This window comes from Kitasatospora sp. NPDC051914 (assembly GCF_040680995.1).
GTDB lineage: Bacteria > Actinomycetota > Actinomycetes > Streptomycetales > Streptomycetaceae > Kitasatospora.
The window spans coordinates 1-18,821 of sequence record NZ_JBFAXX010000023.1 but is presented as its reverse complement, the minus strand read 5'-3'; the positions used below and the strand labels follow the sequence as shown (position 1 = coordinate 18,821).

The following is an 18,821-nucleotide window of genomic DNA, read 5'->3' as shown; positions in this document are numbered from 1 at the left end:
GGTTCCCCGCTCTCGGTGATTCGCTTCGGAAGAACGCCCCGGGCCGTGCCGTGCTTCCCGGGCCCGCCTGCGGGGGCGGGCCGAGGTCGCCGGTGCTGACGGGCGGCGTCGGCCGTCATGGCGTCTCCAGGGACGCGCCGGCCCCGGCCGGGGCGGCGCTGTCGTCAATGATCTCGCCGGTGGCGGTGTTCACGGCGGGTGCAGCAGGTGTCCGGGAGGCCAACGCCGCCGCAACGGTTTCCGCCGTGCGGCGGCCGATGCCGGGCACCTCGCACAGTTCGTCGACGGTGGCGGCCCGCATGCGCTTCAGCGAGCCGAAGTGCTTGAGGAGCGCCTGACGGCGGGTCTCGCCGAGCCCCGGCACCGCGTCCAGCCCGCCGGCGGTGAGCCGCTTGGAGCGCTTGGAGCGCTGGTAGGCGATGGCGAAGCGGTGCGCCTCGTCGCGCACGCGCTGCAGCAGGTAGAGGCCCTCGCTGGTGCGGGGCAGCACCACCGGGTCGTCCTGGCCGGGCAGCCAGACCTCCTCCAGGCGCTTGGCGAGGCCGCAGAGGGCGACGTCGTCGATGCCGAGTTCGTCGAGGGCGCGGCGGGCGGCGGCGACCTGCGGGGCGCCGCCGTCGACGACGAGGAGCTGCGGCGGGTAGGCGAAGCGGCGGGGGCGGCCGGTCTCCGGGTCGACCGGGCCGCCGGCCGCTCCGTCGGGAGCGTCGGCGGTGTCGGCGCCGCCCTCGGGGACGGCCCACTCGCCGGTCTGCTCGCGCTCCTGGAGGTAGCGGCGGAAGCGGCGGCCGATCACCTCGTGCATCGAGCGGACGTCGTCCTGCCCGGAGAAGCCCTTGATCTGGAAGCGGCGGTACTCGCTCTTGCGGGCCAGGCCGTCCTCGAAGACGACCATCGAGGCGACCACGTCCTCGCCCTGCAGGTGGGAGATGTCGAAGCACTCGATCCGCAGCGGGACGGAGTCCAGCTCCAGGGCGTCGGCGATCTCCTGCAGGGCGCGGCTGCGGGTGGTGAGGTCGGAGGCGCGCTTGGTCTTGTGCAGTGCGAGGCCCTGCTGGGCGTTGCGCTGCACGGTGGCCATCAGGTCCTTCTTGTCGCCGCGCTGGGGGACGCGCAGGTCGACCTGGGCGCCGCGCAGGCCGGTGAGCCACTCGCGGACGGGGCCGGCCGGCTCGGGCAGGGCGGGGACGAGGACCTCGCGGGGCACCGACTCGCTGCCGGAGCCGTAGAGCTGCTGGAGGGCGTGCTCGACCAGGGCGGGGGTGTCGACGTCCTCGACTCGGTCGGTGACCCAGCCGCGCTGGCCGCGGACCCGGCCGCCGCGGACGTGGAAGATCTGGACGGCGGCCTCCAGCTCGTCCTCGGCGAGGGCGAGCACGTCGGCGTCGGTGCCGTCGGCGAGGACGACCGCGTTCTTCTCCATGGCGCGCCGGAGGGCGCCCAGGTCGTCACGGAGCCGGGCCGCCTTCTCGTACTCCATGTCGGCGGCGGCCTCCTGCATCTGCTGCTCCAGGCGGCGCAGGTACCCGCCGGTGCGACCGGCCATGAAGTCGCAGAACTCCTCGGCGAGCCCGCGGTGCTCCTCGGCGGTGACCTTGCCGACGCAGGGCGCCGCGCACTTGCCGATGTAGCCGAGCAGGCAGGGCCGGCCGACCTGGCCGGCGCGCTTGAAGACGCCGTTGGAGCAGGTGCGGACGGGGAAGACCCGCAGCAGCAGGTCGACGGTCTCGCGGATCGCCCAGGCGTGCCCGTACGGGCCGAAGTAGCGAACGCCCTTCTTGTGCGCTCCCCGCATGACCTGCACGCGGGGGAACTCCTCGTTGAGGGTGACCGCCAGTTCGGGGTAGCTCTTGTCGTCCCGGTACTTGACGTTGAACCGGGGGTCGAACTCCTTGATCCAGGAGTACTCCAGCTGCAGCGCCTCGACCTCGGTGCCGACCACCGTCCACTCCACGGAGGCGGCGGTGGTCACCATCGTCGCGGTGCGCGGGTGCAGGCCGGCGATGTCCTGGAAGTACGAGGAGAGCCGCGGGCGCAGGCTCTTCGCCTTGCCGACGTAGATGACCCGGCCGTGCTCGTCGCGGAAGCGGTACACCCCGGGCGAGAGCGGGATCGCACCGGGCGCCGGACGGTAGGTGGACGGGTCTGCCATGCCCCTACCGTACCGACTGCCGAGGACCGCCCGTGGCGCTTTCCCGGGGTGCTGCCGCGAACCGGTCAGGCAGGTGTGACCTGGACGTTGTCGTTGACGACGGCCACCTTGTAGGAGGGCAGCGGCTTGGGCGCCGGGCCGGCCTCGACGGCGCCGTCGGTGATCGAGAACCGGCTGCCGTGGCAGGGGCAGTCGATCAGCTTGTCCTTGACCGCGTCGACGACGCAGCCGGCGTGGGTGCACTTGGCGCTGAACGCCTTGTACTCGCCCGCGGCGGGCTGGGTGACCACGATCTTCTGCTCGCGGAAGACCTTGCCGCCGCCGACCGGGATGTCGGCGGCCGGGCCGAGGTCGACCGGGGCCGCGTTCTGCGTCTGGGTGCCGCCGGATCCGCCCGTGGAGCCGGACGAACCCGAGGGGGACGAGGAGGAGCAGCCGGTGACCGCGACGGTGCCGCCCGCGGCGAGCACGGCGGCCGCGCCGCACAGCAGGGTGCGGCGGGAGGCGGCGGGGCCCCGGTCGGTCTCGGCGGCGGAAGCGGTGGCGGCGGGCTCGTTCATGCGGGCGGCTCCTCGGACGCGGGTACGGGCGGACCGGCCGCAGTCTATGCCCCTTACCTGGGCGTGCCGTTGGCCCGAGCGGTACTGACACACCACCTCCCCGGCCGGCACGGGGCCGGGGAGGTTCGGTGAGTGTGTGCCCCGCTACTTCTTGGCGGCGGCCCGCTTGCGGGCGGCGCCGCCGGCCGCCGTGGTGCGGCTGCCGCCGCGCCGGGCGGCCGGGACGGCCGCGTCGGAGACCTCGGCGAGGATGTCGCGCAGGAACTTGCCGGTGTGGCTGGCGGTGATCGCCGCGATCTCCTCCGGGGTGCCCTCGGCGACGACGGTGCCGCCGCCGCTGCCGCCCTCGGGGCCCATGTCGACGATCCAGTCGGCGGTCTTGATGACATCGAGGTTGTGCTCGATGACGATCACCGTGTTGCCCTTGTCGACCAGGCCCTCCAGCACCCTGATGAGCTTGCTGATGTCCTCGAAGTGCAGGCCGGTGGTGGGCTCGTCGAGCACGTAGACGGTGCGGCCGGTGGAGCGCTTCTGCAGCTCGGAGGCGAGCTTGACGCGCTGGGCCTCGCCGCCGGAGAGGGTGGGGGCGGACTGGCCGAGCCGGACGTAGCCGAGGCCGACGTCGTTGAGGGTGCGCAGGTGCCGGGCGATCGCCGGGACGGCCTCGAAGAAGGCCAGCGCCTCCTCGATCGGCATGTCCAGCACCTCGGCGATGGACTTGCCCTTGTAGTGGACCTCCAGCGTCTCCCGGTTGTAGCGGGCGCCGTGGCAGACCTCGCAGGGGACGTAGACGTCCGGCAGGAAGTTCATCTCGATCTTGATGGTGCCGTCGCCGGAGCAGTTCTCGCAGCGGCCGCCCTTGACGTTGAAGGAGAACCGGCCGGGCAGGTAGCCGCGGACCTTGGCCTCCTGGGTCTCCGCGAAGAGCTTGCGGACGTGGTCGAAGACGCCGGTGTAGGTGGCCGGGTTGGAGCGCGGGGTGCGGCCGATCGGCGACTGGTCGACGTGCACCACCTTGTCGACCAGGTCGGTGCCGGTGATCCGGGTGTGCCGGCCGGGCACGCTGCGGGCGCCGTTCAGCTCCCGGGCGAGGTGGGTGTAGAGGATGTCGTTGACCAGCGTGGACTTGCCGGAGCCGGAGACGCCGGTGACCGCGGTGAAGGTGCCGAGCGGGAAGCCGACGGTGACGTCCTGCAGGTTGTGCTCGCGGGCGCCGTGCACGGTGAGCTGGCGCTTCTTGTCCCGCGGGCGGCGCACGGTCGGGGTGGGGATGCTCCGCCGGCCGGAGAGGTACTGGCCGGTCAGCGACTCGTCGTTGGCCAGCAGCTCCTTCAGCGAGCCGGAGTGCACCACCTTGCCGCCGTGCTCGCCGGCGCCGGGGCCGATGTCGACGACCCAGTCGGCGGTCTTGATGGTGTCCTCGTCGTGCTCGACGACGATCAGGGTGTTGCCGATGTCGCGCAGCCGCACCAGCGTCTCGATCAGCCGGTGGTTGTCGCGCTGGTGCAGGCCGATGGAGGGCTCGTCCAGCACGTAGAGCACGCCGACCAGACCGGAGCCGATCTGGGTGGCGAGCCGGATGCGCTGGGCCTCGCCGCCGGAGAGGGTGCCGGCGGCGCGGTTGAGGGAGAGGTAGTCCAGGCCGACGTCGACCAGGAAGCGCAGCCGCTCGTTGACCTCCTTGAGGACCCGCTCGGCGATCTTCTTGTCGCGGGCGGTCAGCTTCATCGCGCCGAGGAACTCGGCGCAGTCGCTGATCGACATCGCGGAGACGTCGGCGATCGACCTGTCCTGGACGGTGACCGCGAGGACCACGGGCTTGAGCCGGGTGCCGTTGCAGGCGGGGCAGTGCACCTCGCGCATGTACCCCTCGAAGCGCTCCCGGCTGGAGTCGCTCTCCGCCTCGGAGTGGCGGCGCTGCACGAACGGCACCGCGCCCTCGAAGGAGGTGGTGTACGAGCGGTCGCGGCCGTACCGGTTGCGGTACTTCACCTCGACCTGGGTGCGGTGCCCGTACAGCAGGGCCTTGCGGGCCCGGGCGGGCAGCCCGGCCCAGGGGATGTCGGTGCGGAAGCCGAGCTCGCCGGCGAGCGCGTCGATCAGGCGCTGGAAGTACTCCTTGGTGTGGCCCTGGGACCACGGGTGGATGGCGCCCTCGTCGAGCGACTTCTCCTCGTCCGGGATCACCAGCTCGGGGTCGACCTCCATCCGGTTGCCGAGGCCGGAGCACTCCGGGCAGGCGCCGAACGGCGAGTTGAAGGAGAAGGAGCGCGGCTCCAGCTCCTCGAAGGAGACGTCGTCGTACGGGCAGTAGAGGTGCTCGGAGTACATCCGCTCGCGCTCGGGGTCGTCGTCCGGGAGGTCGACGAAGTCGAGCACCACCATGCCGCCGGAGAGCTTGAGGGCCGTCTCGACCGAGTCGGTGAGGCGGCGCTTGGCGCTCTCCTTGACCGTGAGGCGGTCGACGACCACCTCGATGGTGTGCTTCTCCTGCTTCTTCAGCGTCGGCGGCTCGGTCAGCTGGACGGTCGCGCCGTCCACCCGGGCACGGGCGTAGCCCTTGGACTGCAGGTCGGCGAAGAGGTCGACGAACTCGCCCTTGCGCTCGCGCACCACCGGGCTGAGCACCTGGAAGCGGGTGCCCTCGGCGAGCTCCAGCACCCGGTCGACGATGGCCTGCGGGGACTGCCGGGCGATCGGCCGCGAGCAGTGCGGGCAGTGCGGCTTGCCGATCCGGGCGAACAGCAGGCGGAGGTAGTCGTAGACCTCGGTGATGGTGCCGACGGTGGACCGCGGGTTGCGGCTGGTGGACTTCTGGTCGATCGAGACCGCGGGCGACAGGCCCTCGATGAAGTCGACGTCGGGCTTGTCCATCTGCCCGAGGAACTGCCGCGCGTACGAGGACAGCGACTCGACGTAGCGGCGCTGGCCCTCGGCGAAGATCGTGTCGAAGGCCAGCGAGGACTTGCCGGACCCGGAGAGGCCGGTGAAGACGATGAGGGAGTCGCGGGGCAGGTCGAGCGAGACGTTCTTGAGGTTGTGCTCGCGAGCACCGCGGACGATCAGGCGGTCGGCCACTGCTTCTGGCGCCTTTCTCCGGGGGAGGTGGGCTTCGGGGGGGCATGGTTCGAGGGCGTGGGACGTGAGGGCGGTCGGTGATCCACCGGTCCACCGCGGCCCGGCCCCGGGCGGGCTCCGCGGCGGCTGCAGCGGCAGCGGCCGCGGGCATGCCCCAGGGGGACCAACCGGCGGGACGGGCGTTTTCTTCCGACTCGGGACGGTCAGCCTATAGCGCAGGCGTTCGAATATCGACCTTGTCCAGTGGAGACCACCCGAATGAGTGACGCGCTCCCGACACGTTGATCATCAGGACGGGAAAAGCGCCAGCTCGGCGCCGTGGCCGGGCGGTAGCGTCGCCGTGACAACGACCGGTGGCCCCCGCGGGAAACGCCGGCCACCGCACCGCGCACCACCGGGAGACCGCCCATGACCGCCCCCGAGTCCGCAGGCATCCCGCCCGAGGCGCCCGCCGCCAGGGCCGCCGAGAGCCTCAAGGCCGTCGCCGACGGCACCGCGCACCTGCTGCGCACGGTCGCCGGGCTCGCCCCGGAGGCCGTCGCCGCGCCCTCCGCCCTGCCCGGCTGGACCCGCGGCCACGTGCTGGCCCACCTGGCGCGCAACGCCGACTCCCTGGTCAACCTGCTGGAGACCGCCCGCACCGGTGTCGACATCCCGCAGTACGCCGGTCCCGAGGCCCGCGAGCAGGGCATCCGGGACGGCGCAGGACGTCCGCTGGACGTCCAGCTCGCCGACCTGCAGCAGACCGCCGAGCGGCTCGCCGCCACCGCCGCCACCCTGCCCGACGCCGCCTGGGACGTCCCGCTGCGGCACCGCACCGGCTACGTGTTCCCGGCCTGCGAGGTGCCCTGGAAGCGGCTGATGGAGGTCGAGTACCACCACGTCGACCTGGACGCCGGCTACACCCCCGCGCACTGGCCGGAGTCCTTCGCCGCCGCCGAGCTGGCCCGGCTCGCCGGGCGGCTCGCCGACGTGGAGGGCCTGCCGGCCGTGCTGCTGGTCGCCGAGGACACCGGCGCCCGCGCCCGGATCGGCGGCCCGGAGGGCACCGAACTGACCGTGGAGGGGCCCGTCCGGGGGCTCACCGCCTGGCTCTCCGGCCGCTCGGACGGCGACGGGCTGCAGGTGCACCGGGCCGGTGTCCCCGTGCCCGGGCCGCGGTCGGTGCTGCCCCCGCTTCCGCCGCTGAACTGAACAGGCGATGATGCAGGTGACGGACTTTCAGCCGGTACCCGGCCACGACCATCGAGGAGCAGAGCGATGACCTACCACGGAGCGGTCAAGGTCGGCGGTCCGCCCGACGTGCGGGAGCTCGCCCACCTCATCGTCACCAAGGTGGCGGTCGGCCCGTACGACAACAACGCCTACCTGCTGCGCTGCCGCGCCACCGACGAGCAGCTGCTGATCGACGCGGCGGCCGACGGCCACGTCCTGCTGGAGACGGTGGGCGAGAGCCTGGCCACCGTCGTCACCACCCACCGGCACCGCGACCACTGGGCCGCCCTGGCCGACGTCGTGGCCGCCACCGGCGCCCGCACGGCGGCCGGCCGGATCGACGCCGAGGGCATCGACGTCCCCACCGAGCTGCCGCTGGACGACGGCGACGTGCTGCGGGTCGGCCAGGTCGAGCTCACCGTCCGCACCCTGGTCGGGCACACTCCGGGCGCGATCGTGCTGATCTACGACGACCCCCAGGGCCACCCGCACGTGTTCACCGGCGACTGCCTCTTCCCCGGCGGCGTCGGCAACACCTGGAAGGACCCGGAGGCCTTCGCCAGCCTCTTCCGCGACGTCAACGAGAAGATCTTCGACGTGCTGCCGGACGAGGCCTGGGTCTACCCCGGCCACGGCAACGACACCACGCTCGGCACCGAGCGCCCGCACCTCGACGAGTGGCGCGAGCGCGGCTGGTGAGCGGCGGGCGGGGCGGCCACGCCCCACGACAGCGCAGCGGCGGGGTGTGACCGGTCCCCTCGGTCGCACCCCGCCGTGCGGGATCGGGCGGGTCAGACGTCGGCGCCGTCGCGCTCGTCCGCCTTCGCCAGTTCCTCGCGCTCCTGGCGGCGCGAGGCGATCAGGCTGGTCACCGTGGTCACGGCCAGCACCACCACGATGAAGCCCAGCGAGACGCCGATGCTGATCTCCGGCACGTGCACCCCGCTCTCGTGCAGGGCGTGCAGCACCAGCTTCACGCCGATGAAGCCGAGGATCACCGACAGGCCGTAGGCGAGGTGGACCAGCTTCTTCAGCAGGCCGCCGATCAGGAAGTACAGCTGGCGCAGACCCATCAGCGCGAAGGCGTTCGCGGTGAAGACGATGTACGGGTCCTGGGTCAGGCCGAAGATCGCGGGGATGGAGTCCAGCGCGAACAGGACGTCGGTGGTGCCGATCGCCAGCATGACGATCAGCATCGGCGTCATCAGCCGGCGGCCGTTCTCCACGATGAACAGCTTGGTGCCGTGGTACTTGTCGGTCGCCGGGAAGCGCTTCTCGATCGACTTGAGCAGGCGGTTCTCCTCGAACTCCTCCTCCTCGTCGGAGCGGGCGTCCTGGATGAGCTTCCAGGCCGTCCAGATGAGGAACGCGCCGAAGATGTAGAAGACCCAGGAGAAGGTGGAGACCAGGGCCGCGCCGCCGGCGATGAAGATCGCCCGCAGCACCAGCGCGATGATCACACCGAACATCAGCACGCGCTGCTGGTAGATCTTCGGCACCGCGAACTTGCTCATGATCAGGATGAACACGAACAGGTTGTCGACGCTCAGCGACTTCTCGGTGATGTAACCGGCGAAGAACTCGCTCGCGGGCTGCGAGCCGTACTGCTTCCACAGGAAGCCGCCGAACAGGACCGCCAGGATGACCCAGACGGTCGTCCAGATCCCGGCCTCCTTGATCGAGACCTCGTGCGGCTTGCGGCCGCCGATGAAGAAGTCGGCGACGATCAGGGCGATCAGCACCCCGATCGTCCCGATCCACAGGCTCAGCGAAACGTCCACGTCTGCTCCTCCGGCAGGTAGGCGAACAGGCATCGTCACTGCCGGAGGTCTCTTCCACCCTGCGGCTCACCGATGGAGCGCGCGGGCCAGCACCCCGGGACACCCGATGGGCGGACGTCCGTGATGACGGGGCTGCTGCGGGGGAGTACTCCCCTCCGCTCTCCCGCCGAGGCTAACAGAATCACCAAGACAAGGTAAAGAAGGTAAAGGGCCGTCAGGGGGATCGCTCGCGATCGCGCCTCAGAGGAACGGCTCGATGGCGGGCAGCATGTCCTGGAAGGTCCTGGCCCGGGCCGGTGCGCCGATCGCCTGCATCGCCCAGCCGCCGCCCGGCTCCCGGAACACCTTGGCCATGATCTGGCCGGTGTGCCGACCGCCCGCGGCCAGCTCGTACCGGGCCAGTTCCTGCCCGGTGGCCTCGTCGACCAGCCTGCAGTGCGCGTCCTGCACCTCGGTGAAGCTCTGCCCGGTGTACGAGCTGACCGTGAAGACGATCTGGGTGATGTGCACCGGGACGTGCAGCAGGTCGACCAGGATCGCCTCGTCGTCGTCGCCCGAGCCGACCCCGCCGGTCACGTTGTCCCCGGTGTGCTGCACCGAGCCGTCGTTGCTCGCCAAGTGCCGGAAGAACACCACGTCGGAGGGGGTCTTCTCGGCGTACAGCAGGGCCGAGGCGTCCAGGTCGACCTGGCGGCTGCGGGTGCCGAACAGGCCCCTGCGGGGCGCCGCCCGCCAGCCCAGGCCCATCCGGACCACCGACAGCGACTCCCCCGAGCTCTTCTGCAGGCTGACGCTCTGCCCCTTGGCCAGATTCACCGACACGGTGCTTGCCTCTCTCCTCAGCCCGGCGGGAGCGGTCCCACCGCGGCGCGACGACGGAACACCCCCTTGCCGTCCCCCGGCTGAGGCCCCCTTGCCCTGCGGCCGGCACCGCCGTCGGCGGCCCCGTACGGGCCGCGGGCGGCAAGTGCCCGCAGGCCAGCCTAGGGCCTGCGGGCACATGTCATGCAGGGTGCACCCCGGGCCGGTTCCCGGGCTGCGGCGGCGCTCAGGCCATCCCGGCCTCGCGCATCTGCCGGAGCTCCTTCTTCAGCTCCCCCACCTCGTCGCGCAGCCGCGCGGCGACCTCGAACTGCAGCTCCGCCGCGGCCGCGTGCATCCGGTCGGTGAGGTCCTGGATGAGCTGGGCGAGCTCGGCGGCCGGCAGGCTCTTGGCCGGCTTCCGGTCCGCGCCGAGCGCAGGGACGGGTGTGCGGGCCTTGCCGCCGCCGGCCCCGCGGTACCCGGTGGCGAGCAGCTCCTCGGTGTCCACGTCCTCCCGCGCCATGGTGGCCAGGATGTCGCCGATCTTCTTGCGCAGCGGCTGCGGGTCGATGCCGTTCGCCTCGTTGTACGCCTGCTGCACCGCCCGGCGGCGGTTGGTCTCGTCGATGGCGAGCTCCATCGCCGGGGTGATCCGGTCCGCGTACATGTGGACCTGGCCGGAGACGTTGCGCGCCGCACGGCCGATCGTCTGGATCAGCGAGGTGCCCGAGCGCAGGAAGCCCTCCTTGTCCGCGTCGAGGATCGCCACCAGCGACACCTCGGGCAGGTCCAGGCCCTCGCGGAGCAGGTTGATGCCGACCAGCACGTCGTACTCGCCGGCCCGCAGCTCGCGCAGCAGCTCCACCCGGCGCAGCGTGTCGATGTCGCTGTGCAGGTACCGGACCCGGATGTCGAGGCCGAGCATGTAGTCGGTCAGGTCCTCGGCCATCTTCTTGGTGAGGGTGGTGACCAGGACGCGCTCGTCCCGCTCGACGCGGGTGCGGACCTCGTGCACCAGGTCGTCGATCTGGCCCTCGGTCGGCTTGACGACCACCTCGGGGTCGATCAGGCCGGTCGGGCGGATGATCTGCTCGACCGTGCCGTCGCCGCGGGACAGCTCGTACTTGCCCGGGGTCGCCGACAGATAGACGGTCTGGCCGATCCGCCCCAGGAACTCCTCCCACTTCAGCGGGCGGTTGTCCATCGCGGACGGCAGCCGGAAGCCGTGGTCGACCAGCGTCCGCTTGCGGGAGGCGTCGCCCTCGTACATCGCGCCGATCTGCGGCACGGTCACGTGCGACTCGTCGATGACCAGGAGGAAGTCCTCCGGGAAGTAGTCGAGCAGCGTGTTCGGTGCGGTGCCCGGCTCGCGGCCGTCGAAGTGCATCGAATAGTTCTCGACGCCGGAGCAGCTGCCGATCTGGCGGAGCATCTCGATGTCGTACGTGGTGCGCATCCGCAGCCGCTGGGCCTCCAGCAGCTTGCCCTGCTTCTCCAGCACCGCGAGGCGCTCGCCGAGCTCCTTCTCGATGTCGTTGACCGCGCGCTCCATGCGCTCCGGGCCGGCGACGTAGTGCGAGGCCGGGAAGACGTAGATCCGGTCGTCCTGGCTGATGATCTCGCCGGTCAGCGGGTGCAGCGTGTACAGCGCCTCGATCTCGTCGCCGAACATCTCGATCCGGACGGCGAGCTCCTCGTACACCGGGAAGATCTCGATGGTGTCGCCGCGGACGCGGAAGGTGCCGCGGGTGAACGCCAGGTCGTTGCGGGTGTACTGGATGTCGACGAAGCGGCGGAGCAGCGCGTCGCGGTCGATCTCCTCGCCGACCTTGAGCGGGACCATCCGGTCCACGTACTCCTGCGGGGTGCCGAGGCCGTAGATGCAGGAGACCGAGGCGACCACGACCACGTCGCGGCGGGTGAGGAGGGAGTTGGTCGCGGAGTGGCGCAGCCGCTCGACCTCCTCGTTGATCGAGGAGTCCTTCTCGATGTAGGTGTCCGTCTGCGGGACGTACGCCTCGGGCTGGTAGTAGTCGTAGTACGAGACGAAGTACTCGACCGCGTTGTTGGGCAGCAGCTCGCGGAACTCGTTGGCGAGCTGGGCGGCCAGGGTCTTGTTCGGCGCCATCACCAGGGTGGGGCGCTGGAGCTTCTCGATCATCCACGCGGTCGTCGCGGACTTGCCGGTGCCGGTGGCGCCGAGGAGGACGACGTCCTTCTCGCCCGCCCGGATGCGGCGCTCCAGCTCGGCAATCGCCGCCGGCTGGTCGCCGCTCGGCTGGAAGGGGCTGACGACCTCGAAGGGCGCCACTGACCGCTCGATACTCGTGATGGGTCGCACGGGTCCACCGTACGACCCCCCACCGACAACCGAGGCAGGAATTCGCAGCCGGCCGGCCCGGAGTGGGTCGCTAGCGGGCGCTGTCGCGGGCGAGGGCGACGAGGCGGGAGATGGCGCGGAGGTACTTCTTGCGGTAGCCGCCGCGGAGCATCTCCTCGGGGAAGACCTGGTCGAAGGGGATGCCGGAGGCGGTGATCGGGAGTTCGCGGTCGTACATGCGGTCGGCGAGGACGACCAGCCGCAGCGCGGTGGACTGGTCGTCGACCTGCCGGACGCCCCGCAGGAAGACGGAGTGGACCTCGTCGAGGAGGGCGCCGTAGCGGCTCGGGTGGACGGCCTTCAGGTGCTCCAGCAGGGCGTCGAAGTCGTCGAGGGAGGCGCCGGGGGTGGCGGCGGCGCGGGCGGCGACCTCGTCGTCGCCGTACGGCGGCGGGGCCTCGGGCAGGCCGCGGTGGCGGTAGTCCTGGCCGTCGATCCGGACGGGCCGGAAGTGGGCGGAGAGGCCCTGGATCTCGCGGAGGAAGTCGGCGGCGGCGAAGCGGCCCTCGCCGAGCTTGTCCGGGAGGGTGTTGGAGGTGGCGGCGAGCTTGACGCCGTTCTCGACGAGGCGGCTGAGCAGGGTGGAGACGAGGACGGTGTCGCCCGGGTCGTCGAGTTCGAACTCGTCGATGCACAGCAGGCGGTGCCCGGAGAGGGTCTCCACCGCGCCCTTGAAGGTGAGGGCGCCGACCAGGTTGGTGAGCTCGACGAAGGTGCCGAAGGCCTTGGGCCCGGGGGTGGCGTGCCAGAGCGAGGCGAGCAGATGGGTCTTGCCGACGCCGTACCCGCCGTCGAGGTAGATGCCGGCGGGGCCGGCCGGGGCGGGGGCGGAGCGGCGGAACCAGCTGCGCTTCGGGGCGGCGCCGCTGCCGTTGAGGGAGGCGGCGAACTGCTCCAGGACCTGCACGGCCTCGTACTGGCTGGGCTGGGTGCCGTCCGGGATGTAGCTGCCGAAGCTGACGCCGGAGAACCGCGGCGGCGGGACCATCTCGGCCACCAGTCGCTCGGCGGGGACCACGGGGCGGCGGTCGGTGAGGGCTGTCACGGCGGCCGTCTCGGAGGCGGTGGCGTCGGCGTGGGGGGCTGCGGGCACGGTAGTACAGGGTACGCCCCGTGGAAGACTCGCCACCATGCACCTCTTGATGAATCCGCTCACAGCCCCCGTCGCGGACCCGGCGTCGCTGGAGTCGTTGGCCGCGCTGTACGCGTACCCGGAGCAGGTGGCCGCGGGCCGCCCCTGGCTGCGCGCCAACATGGTGTCCAGCCTGGACGGCTCCGCCCGGCTGGAGGGGCTCTCGGAGGGGCTGTCGAGCGCCGCGGACAAGCGGATCTTCGGGGTGCTGCGGGCGCTGGCGGACGTGGTGCTGGTGGGTGCGGAGACCGTCCGGGCGGAGGGGTACCGGCCGGGCCGGGCGCGGGCCGAGTTCGCTGCGGCCAGGAAGGCGGCGGGCCAGGCGCCGGCGCCGGCGATCGCGGTGGTGAGCCGGGGGCTGTCCTTCGACCTGTCGGCGCCGCTGTTCACCGAGCCGCTGGTGCGGACGGTGGTGATCACCACGGAGGACTCCCCCGCCGAGGCGCGGCGGGCACTGGCGGAGGTCGCGGACGTGGTGGTGGCCGGGGAGCGGTCGGTGGAGCTGCCGGCGGCGCTGGCGGCACTGACCGCTCGGGGCTGGACCCGGCAGCTCACCGAGGGCGGACCGCGGCTGCTGGGCGGCCTCGCGGCGGAGGGGCTGCTGGACGAGCTGTGCCTGTCGATGGCGCCGCTGCTGACCGCCGGGGACGCGCCGCGGATCGCGTACGGCCTGCCCGTCGCGGACCTGCGGCCCATGCAGCTGGTGTCGCTGATCGAGGAGGACGGTTTCCTCTTCACCCGGTACCTGCGGGCGGAGCCCGGTCCGGCGGCCGGCTGAGGCGGCCCCGGTGGCGAGCCGGACCCGGGCGTGGCCCGTGTGGTGCGTGTGCAGCGTGAGGAAAGCTTCCGCCGGGCAAGATGAGGGCAAGCGGACCCGGGGGCCTGCACCGTCGAAGGGACTCACGTGTTCAAGACCGTACTGATGATCGAAAAGGCGCTGTCCGACGCGGACGTCGAACTGGTCACCACCCTGCACGGTGACGAGAAGGTGTCCTTCGTGGTGCTGATGCAGCCCCGCGGAAGACAGGACGAGTTGCTGAGAGCGCTCGACGACGTGGCGCTCGGCCATCTCGACAGAGCGGTGCACGAGCACGACGCGGCGGCGGGGCCCACGGTGGCCGGGGAGTCGCTGGAGCACAGCCTGCGCCACCTGCGCGCGGCCGGCGCCGAGGCCACCGGCCGGGTGGTCGAGGAGAACCCGCTGGACAGCCTGAAGGACGTGGTGGAGGAGCACGGCGCGGACGAGGTCCTGGTGCTCACCTCGCCGCACTTCGTCGAGGAGTTCTTCCACCGCGACTGGGCCTCACGGGCCCGGCACAAGGTCGGCGTTCCGGTGCTCAAGCTGTTCGCCAGCGAGTCCTGAGCCCGTCCGCCGGTGGTGCAGAATCGTCCTTGCGGAACCACCGCGAGGACGATTCTCGTCCTCCCAGTCCCCGGCTGTACGGAGCATCCCTTGAACGACGCCGCGCACGACCTGCACGCCCCGCACTTCATCGGCATCGGCGGCGCCGGCATGTCCGGACTGGCCAAGATCCTCGCGGTCCGCGGTGCCCAGGTCTCCGGCAGCGACGCCAAGGAGTCCGAGACGGTGCTGGCGCTGCGCGCCCTCGGCGCGCGGGTCTTCGTCGGCCACGCCGCGGAGAACCTGCCGGCCGGCACCAGCAGCGTCGTCGTCTCCAGTGCGATCCGCGCCGACAACCCGGAGCTCGCCGCCGCCCGGGAACGCGGGATCCCGGTCGTGCACCGGTCCGACGCGCTCGCCGCACTGATGGGCGGCCGCCGCGCGCTCGCCGTCGCCGGCACCCACGGCAAGACCACCACCACCAGCATGCTGGCGGTGAGCCTCGGCGAGCTGGGCCTCGACCCCTCGTACGCGATCGGCGGCGACCTGGACGCCCCCGGCTCCAACGCGCACCACGGCACCGGCGACATCTTCGTCGCGGAGGCCGACGAGAGCGACCGCAGCTTCCACAAGTACGCGCCCGAGGTGGCGATCGTCCTCAACGTGGAACTGGACCACCACGCCAACTACGCCTCGATCGAGGAGATCCACGAGTCCTTCGAGACCTTCGTGGGCCGGATCGTGCCGGGCGGCACCCTGGTGATCTCCGCCGACCACGAGGGCGCCCGCGAGCTGACCCGCCGCGTCGCCGGCCGGGCCGACCTGAACACCGTCACCGTCGGCGCCGCCGAGGACGCGGACGTGCGGGTCCTCTCGGTCAGGGCGCGCGGCATGTCCAGCGAGGTGACCGTCCTGCTGGGCGGCGAGGAGCTCTCGTTCACCGTCTCCGTCCCCGGCCGCCACTACGCGCACAACGCGGTCGCCGCGCTCGCCGCCGGCGTGGCCCTGGGCGTCCCCGCGGCCGACCTCGCGAAGGCGCTCGGCAGCTACACCGGCGTGCGCCGCCGCCTGCAGCTGAAGGGCGAGGCCGCGGGCGTGCAGGTGATCGACTCCTACGCGCACCACCCCACCGAGATGGCCGCCGACCTGGACGCGATCCGCGAGGCCGCGGGCGCCGGCCGGGTACTGGTGGTCTTCCAGCCCCACCTGTTCAGCCGCACCCAGCAGCTCGCCGAGGAGATGGGCGACGCGCTGGCCATGGCCGACGCCTCCGTGGTGCTCGACATCTACCCGGCCCGCGAGGACCCGATCCCCGGCGTCACCAGCGAGCTGATCATCGACGCCGCCCGCCGGGCCGGCGCCGACGTCGCCGCCGAGCACGAGTTCGCCGCCGCCCCGGCCCGCCTCGCCGCCATGGCCAAGTCCGGCGACCTGGTGCTCACCATGGGCGCCGGCGACGTGACCAACCTGGGCCCGGAAATTCTCGCCCGCCTCGCGGACGTTGCACCCGGAGCCTGATGGGAGGACTGTCGTGACCAACGAGATCCGGAAGACCGACGCCGAGTGGCGGGCCGAGCTGAGCCCCGAGGAGTACCACGTGCTCCGCGAGGCCGGCACCGAGCGCGCCTTCACCGGTGAGTACACCGACACCAAGACGGTCGGCGTGTACAGCTGCCGGGCGTGCGGCGCCGAGCTCTTCAGCAGCGAGACGAAGTTCGAGAGCCACTGCGGCTGGCCCTCCTACTACGCGCCGCTGGCCGAGGACCGCGTCGAGTACATCCAGGACACGTCCTTCGGGATGCGCCGGGTGGAGGTGCGCTGCGCCCGTTGCGGCAGCCACCTCGGCCACGTCTTCGAGGGCGAGGGCTACGACACCCCGACCGACCAGCGCTACTGCATCAACAGCATCTCGCTGAAGCTCCGGCCCGCCGAGTAGGACACGCCCCGGGCCGAGGCCCACGAGCGCGCTCCCGCACGCCCTGCCACCGCAGAGCCCCACCGTGCCAGACTGATCATCAGTCGGACCGCACGAGAGGACCACGGTGGCAGGGCGTCGCACTTCCGGAGTACTGGCCATGCTGGCGGAGGCGCAGCGCCAACAGCACCGCCGGGAGGAGGCGCAGCGCCGGGCCGACGCGGCCGCGCAGCGGCAGTACGAGCGGGCCCGGCGGGACGCCGAGCGGGCGGCGGCGCAGGGCCAGCGGGAGGCGCTGCGCGCGTACCGGCAGAGCCGCGAGGCGGATGCGGCGCGGCGGACGGCGGAGCTGGAGGCGCGGGTCGAGGAGCTGCGCGGGACGCTGGCGACGGGCCTGCGCGGGCGCGGCTTCCGCCTCGCGGACCTGACGGCGCCCACCGCCCCCTTCGACCCGGGGCAGCTGGGGGTGCCGGTGCCGATGCCGGACCAGTCCTGGTACCTGATACCGCCGCTGACAGGACCGCAGGCGTTCAACCCGGCGGCCCGCCGGGAGTGGGACGAGCAGGCGGCGCAGGCCCGCGCCAGGTTCGAGCAGGACTGGTACGCGGCGCAGGACGCCGAGCAGCAGCGGCTGCGGCAACTGGCGGAGTACCGGGCGGAGTTCGACGCCTGGCTGGCCTCGCGGCAGCAGCTCGCGACGCAGGCCGCCCGGCTCGCCGACGGGCTGCGCTCGGGCTCCGGCGGGGCCGTCGCGGAGTACTTCGAGACGGCGCTCGGCTGGCGCGGCGACTGGCCGGAGGGCTTCCCGCACGCGGCGGAGGCGGTGTGGGACGCGGGCGCCCGGCAGCTGGTGGTGGAGTGGCCGCTGCCGGACTTCTCGGTGGTGCCGGCGGTCGCCCGGCACCGGTACGTGAAGACCGACGACCGGGACGCCGAGGTGGCCCGCCCGGTGGGCGAGCGGCGCGCCCTGTACCGGGAGGTCCTCGCGCAGTGCGCGCTGCGGGTGCTCGCGGAGGCGTTCCGGGCGGACGCCGAGGGCCTGCTGGCCTCGGCGGTGGTGCACGGCGTGGTGGAGGCCGTCGACCCGGCGACCGGGCGGGAGGAGAGCCGCTGCCTGGTGTCGGTGGCCGCCGAGCGGGCCGACTTCCTGGCGCTCGACCTGGAACGGGTCTCGGCGGTGGACTGCCTGGTGGAGGCGCTGCACGGACGGCTGTCGGCGCGTCCCGACAAGCCGGAGGCCGTCCGTCCGCAGCCGGTCTCCGCACCCGCCGCACCGGTGCCGTCGGTGGCGGCGGACGGCGAGGGCCCGGACCTGTTCGCCATGGACCCGATCGCCTTCGAGGAGCTGATCGCCGAACTGTTCCGCCGCCGCGGCCTGCGCACCCGGACGACCGCGCGCAGCGGCGACGAGGGCGTGGACGTCCTCGCGGAGGACCCCGACCCGATCACCGGCGGACAGATCGTCATCCAGGCGAAGCGGTACCGGCACACCGTGCCGCCGGCCGCCGTCCGCGACCTGGACGCCACCATGGCCCGGTGCGGCGCCAACCGCGGCATCCTGGTCACCACCTCGGGCTTCGGCCCCGGGTCGCGGCGCTGGGCGGAGGGCCGGCCGCTGACCCTGGTGGACGGGCCGATGCTGGTGGCACTGCTCCGCGAGCACGGCCTGCCGGGCCGGCTCGGCACGGACGGCACGCGGCCGGCGGCGGGCCGCGGCGGCAGGCGGCAGGCGGCGGCGACCCCGGAGCCGGCGGTGCTTCCGGAGCCCACGGTGCTCGGGCCCGGGCAGAACGCGGTGCTGCCGGAGAGTGCGCTCGGTGCGCTGACCGTCCGCTTCTCCTCCGCGGGCGGGGACGCCGATCTGACGCTGCTGCTGCTCACGGCGGAGGGCCTGGTGCGCGGCGACGAGGACTTCGTCTTCTACCACCAGCGGGGCGCCGCGGCCGGGGCGGTGCTGCTCGGCGAGAAGGCGGTCGCGGACGGGCGGCGCAGCGAGTCGGCCGTCCTGCGGCTGGCGGACCTCCCGGCGGATGTCCACCGGGTCGCCGTCTCGGTCAACATGGACGCCGACTCGCCGCTGACCTGTGCCCACCTCGCCGACGCCGAACTGCTGCTGCACACCGGGGACGGCACCGGCTGGTCGTTCCGTCCGCCGTCGGACCCGGCGGTCTCGGCGATGCTGGTCGCCGAGGTCTACCGCTACCGGGCGGCCCGCGGCCCCGCCGTGTGGAAGGTCCGCGCAGTGGGCCAGGGCTGGGCCGACGGCCTGGCCGGCCTGGCCCGCGCCCACGGCGTGGACGTCGGCTGAAGCGCACTCGGGCGGCCGGTCCAGGGGCGCGTGGGGGCACCTCCCGGCCGAAGGCTGGACTACGCCCGCTGGTGGCGGGAGTTCACCGACTACGACCCCGGCACCGTCGAGACGCTGTTCGAGGCGACCTCCACCGGCCAGCTGGTGCTGGTCT

Annotated in this window: 14 protein-coding genes; 7 read left to right on the top strand and 7 right to left on the bottom strand. The window is 72.5% G+C overall.

What is annotated here, in order from left to right; genetic code table 11:
* Positions 1–115: 115 nt before the first annotated feature.
* The 3 genes from uvrC to uvrA form a co-directional block, all read right to left on the bottom strand.
* Positions 116–2,152: an excinuclease ABC subunit UvrC gene (uvrC, locus tag AB0M03_RS17015; protein ID WP_363492314.1), complete on the bottom strand. Its 2,037-nt coding sequence runs from the start codon at positions 2,150–2,152 to the stop codon at positions 116–118.
* Between the two features lie 65 nt (positions 2,153–2,217).
* Positions 2,218–2,712 (bottom strand): Rieske (2Fe-2S) protein, encoded by a 495-nt coding sequence (locus AB0M03_RS17010; RefSeq protein ID WP_363492313.1) that lies wholly within the window; start codon positions 2,710–2,712, stop codon positions 2,218–2,220.
* A gap of 144 nt (positions 2,713–2,856) precedes the next feature.
* Positions 2,857–5,790: an excinuclease ABC subunit UvrA gene (gene uvrA, locus AB0M03_RS17005; protein WP_363492312.1), complete on the bottom strand. Its 2,934-nt coding sequence runs from the start codon at positions 5,788–5,790 to the stop codon at positions 2,857–2,859.
* Between the two features lie 408 nt (positions 5,791–6,198).
* On the opposite strand from uvrA, the gene AB0M03_RS17000 reads away from it, so the two are divergent.
* Both AB0M03_RS17000 and AB0M03_RS16995 read left to right on the top strand, forming a co-directional pair.
* A complete protein-coding gene (locus AB0M03_RS17000) occupies positions 6,199–6,984 on the top strand; it encodes a maleylpyruvate isomerase family mycothiol-dependent enzyme (protein ID WP_363492311.1) in 786 nt (261 codons plus the stop codon).
* Positions 6,985–7,050: 66 nt separating this feature from the next.
* Entirely contained in the window at positions 7,051–7,704 is a 654-nt protein-coding gene (locus AB0M03_RS16995; protein WP_363492310.1) for an MBL fold metallo-hydrolase, read from the top strand.
* Between the two features lie 92 nt (positions 7,705–7,796).
* Here AB0M03_RS16995 and AB0M03_RS16990 read toward each other — a convergent pair whose 3' ends face one another.
* The 4 genes from AB0M03_RS16990 to zapE form a co-directional block, all read right to left on the bottom strand.
* Positions 7,797–8,786, bottom strand: a complete 990-nt coding sequence (locus tag AB0M03_RS16990; protein ID WP_363492309.1) for a TerC family protein — start codon at positions 8,784–8,786, stop codon at positions 7,797–7,799.
* 240 nt (positions 8,787–9,026) lie between these two features.
* On the bottom strand, positions 9,027–9,608 hold the full coding sequence (locus tag AB0M03_RS16985; protein WP_363492308.1) for a TerD family protein: 582 nt from the start codon (positions 9,606–9,608) through the stop codon (positions 9,027–9,029).
* Between the two features lie 226 nt (positions 9,609–9,834).
* Positions 9,835–11,931: an excinuclease ABC subunit UvrB gene (uvrB, locus tag AB0M03_RS16980; RefSeq protein ID WP_363492307.1), complete on the bottom strand. Its 2,097-nt coding sequence runs from the start codon at positions 11,929–11,931 to the stop codon at positions 9,835–9,837.
* Positions 11,932–12,001: 70 nt separating this feature from the next.
* Positions 12,002–13,063 (bottom strand): cell division protein ZapE, encoded by a 1,062-nt coding sequence (gene zapE, locus AB0M03_RS16975; protein ID WP_363492306.1) that lies wholly within the window; start codon positions 13,061–13,063, stop codon positions 12,002–12,004.
* Between the two features lie 37 nt (positions 13,064–13,100).
* On the opposite strand from zapE, the gene AB0M03_RS16970 reads away from it, so the two are divergent.
* The 5 genes from AB0M03_RS16970 (at position 13,101) to AB0M03_RS16950 (ending at position 18,667) form a co-directional block, all read left to right on the top strand.
* Entirely contained in the window at positions 13,101–13,880 is a 780-nt protein-coding gene (locus AB0M03_RS16970; protein ID WP_363492305.1) for a pyrimidine reductase family protein, read from the top strand.
* A gap of 126 nt (positions 13,881–14,006) precedes the next feature.
* Positions 14,007–14,465 carry an indole-3-glycerol phosphate synthase gene (locus tag AB0M03_RS16965; protein WP_363492304.1) on the top strand — a complete coding sequence of 153 codons (459 nt, stop codon included), beginning with the start codon at positions 14,007–14,009 and terminating at the stop codon, positions 14,463–14,465.
* Positions 14,466–14,555: 90 nt separating this feature from the next.
* A complete protein-coding gene (gene murC, locus AB0M03_RS16960) occupies positions 14,556–15,962 on the top strand; it encodes a UDP-N-acetylmuramate--L-alanine ligase (RefSeq protein WP_363492303.1) in 1,407 nt (468 codons plus the stop codon).
* 13 nt (positions 15,963–15,975) lie between these two features.
* Entirely contained in the window at positions 15,976–16,380 is a 405-nt protein-coding gene (gene msrB / locus AB0M03_RS16955; RefSeq protein WP_363492302.1) for a peptide-methionine (R)-S-oxide reductase MsrB, read from the top strand.
* 106 nt (positions 16,381–16,486) lie between these two features.
* Entirely contained in the window at positions 16,487–18,667 is a 2,181-nt protein-coding gene (locus tag AB0M03_RS16950; protein WP_363492301.1) for a restriction endonuclease, read from the top strand.
* Positions 18,668–18,821: the final 154 nt, after the last annotated feature.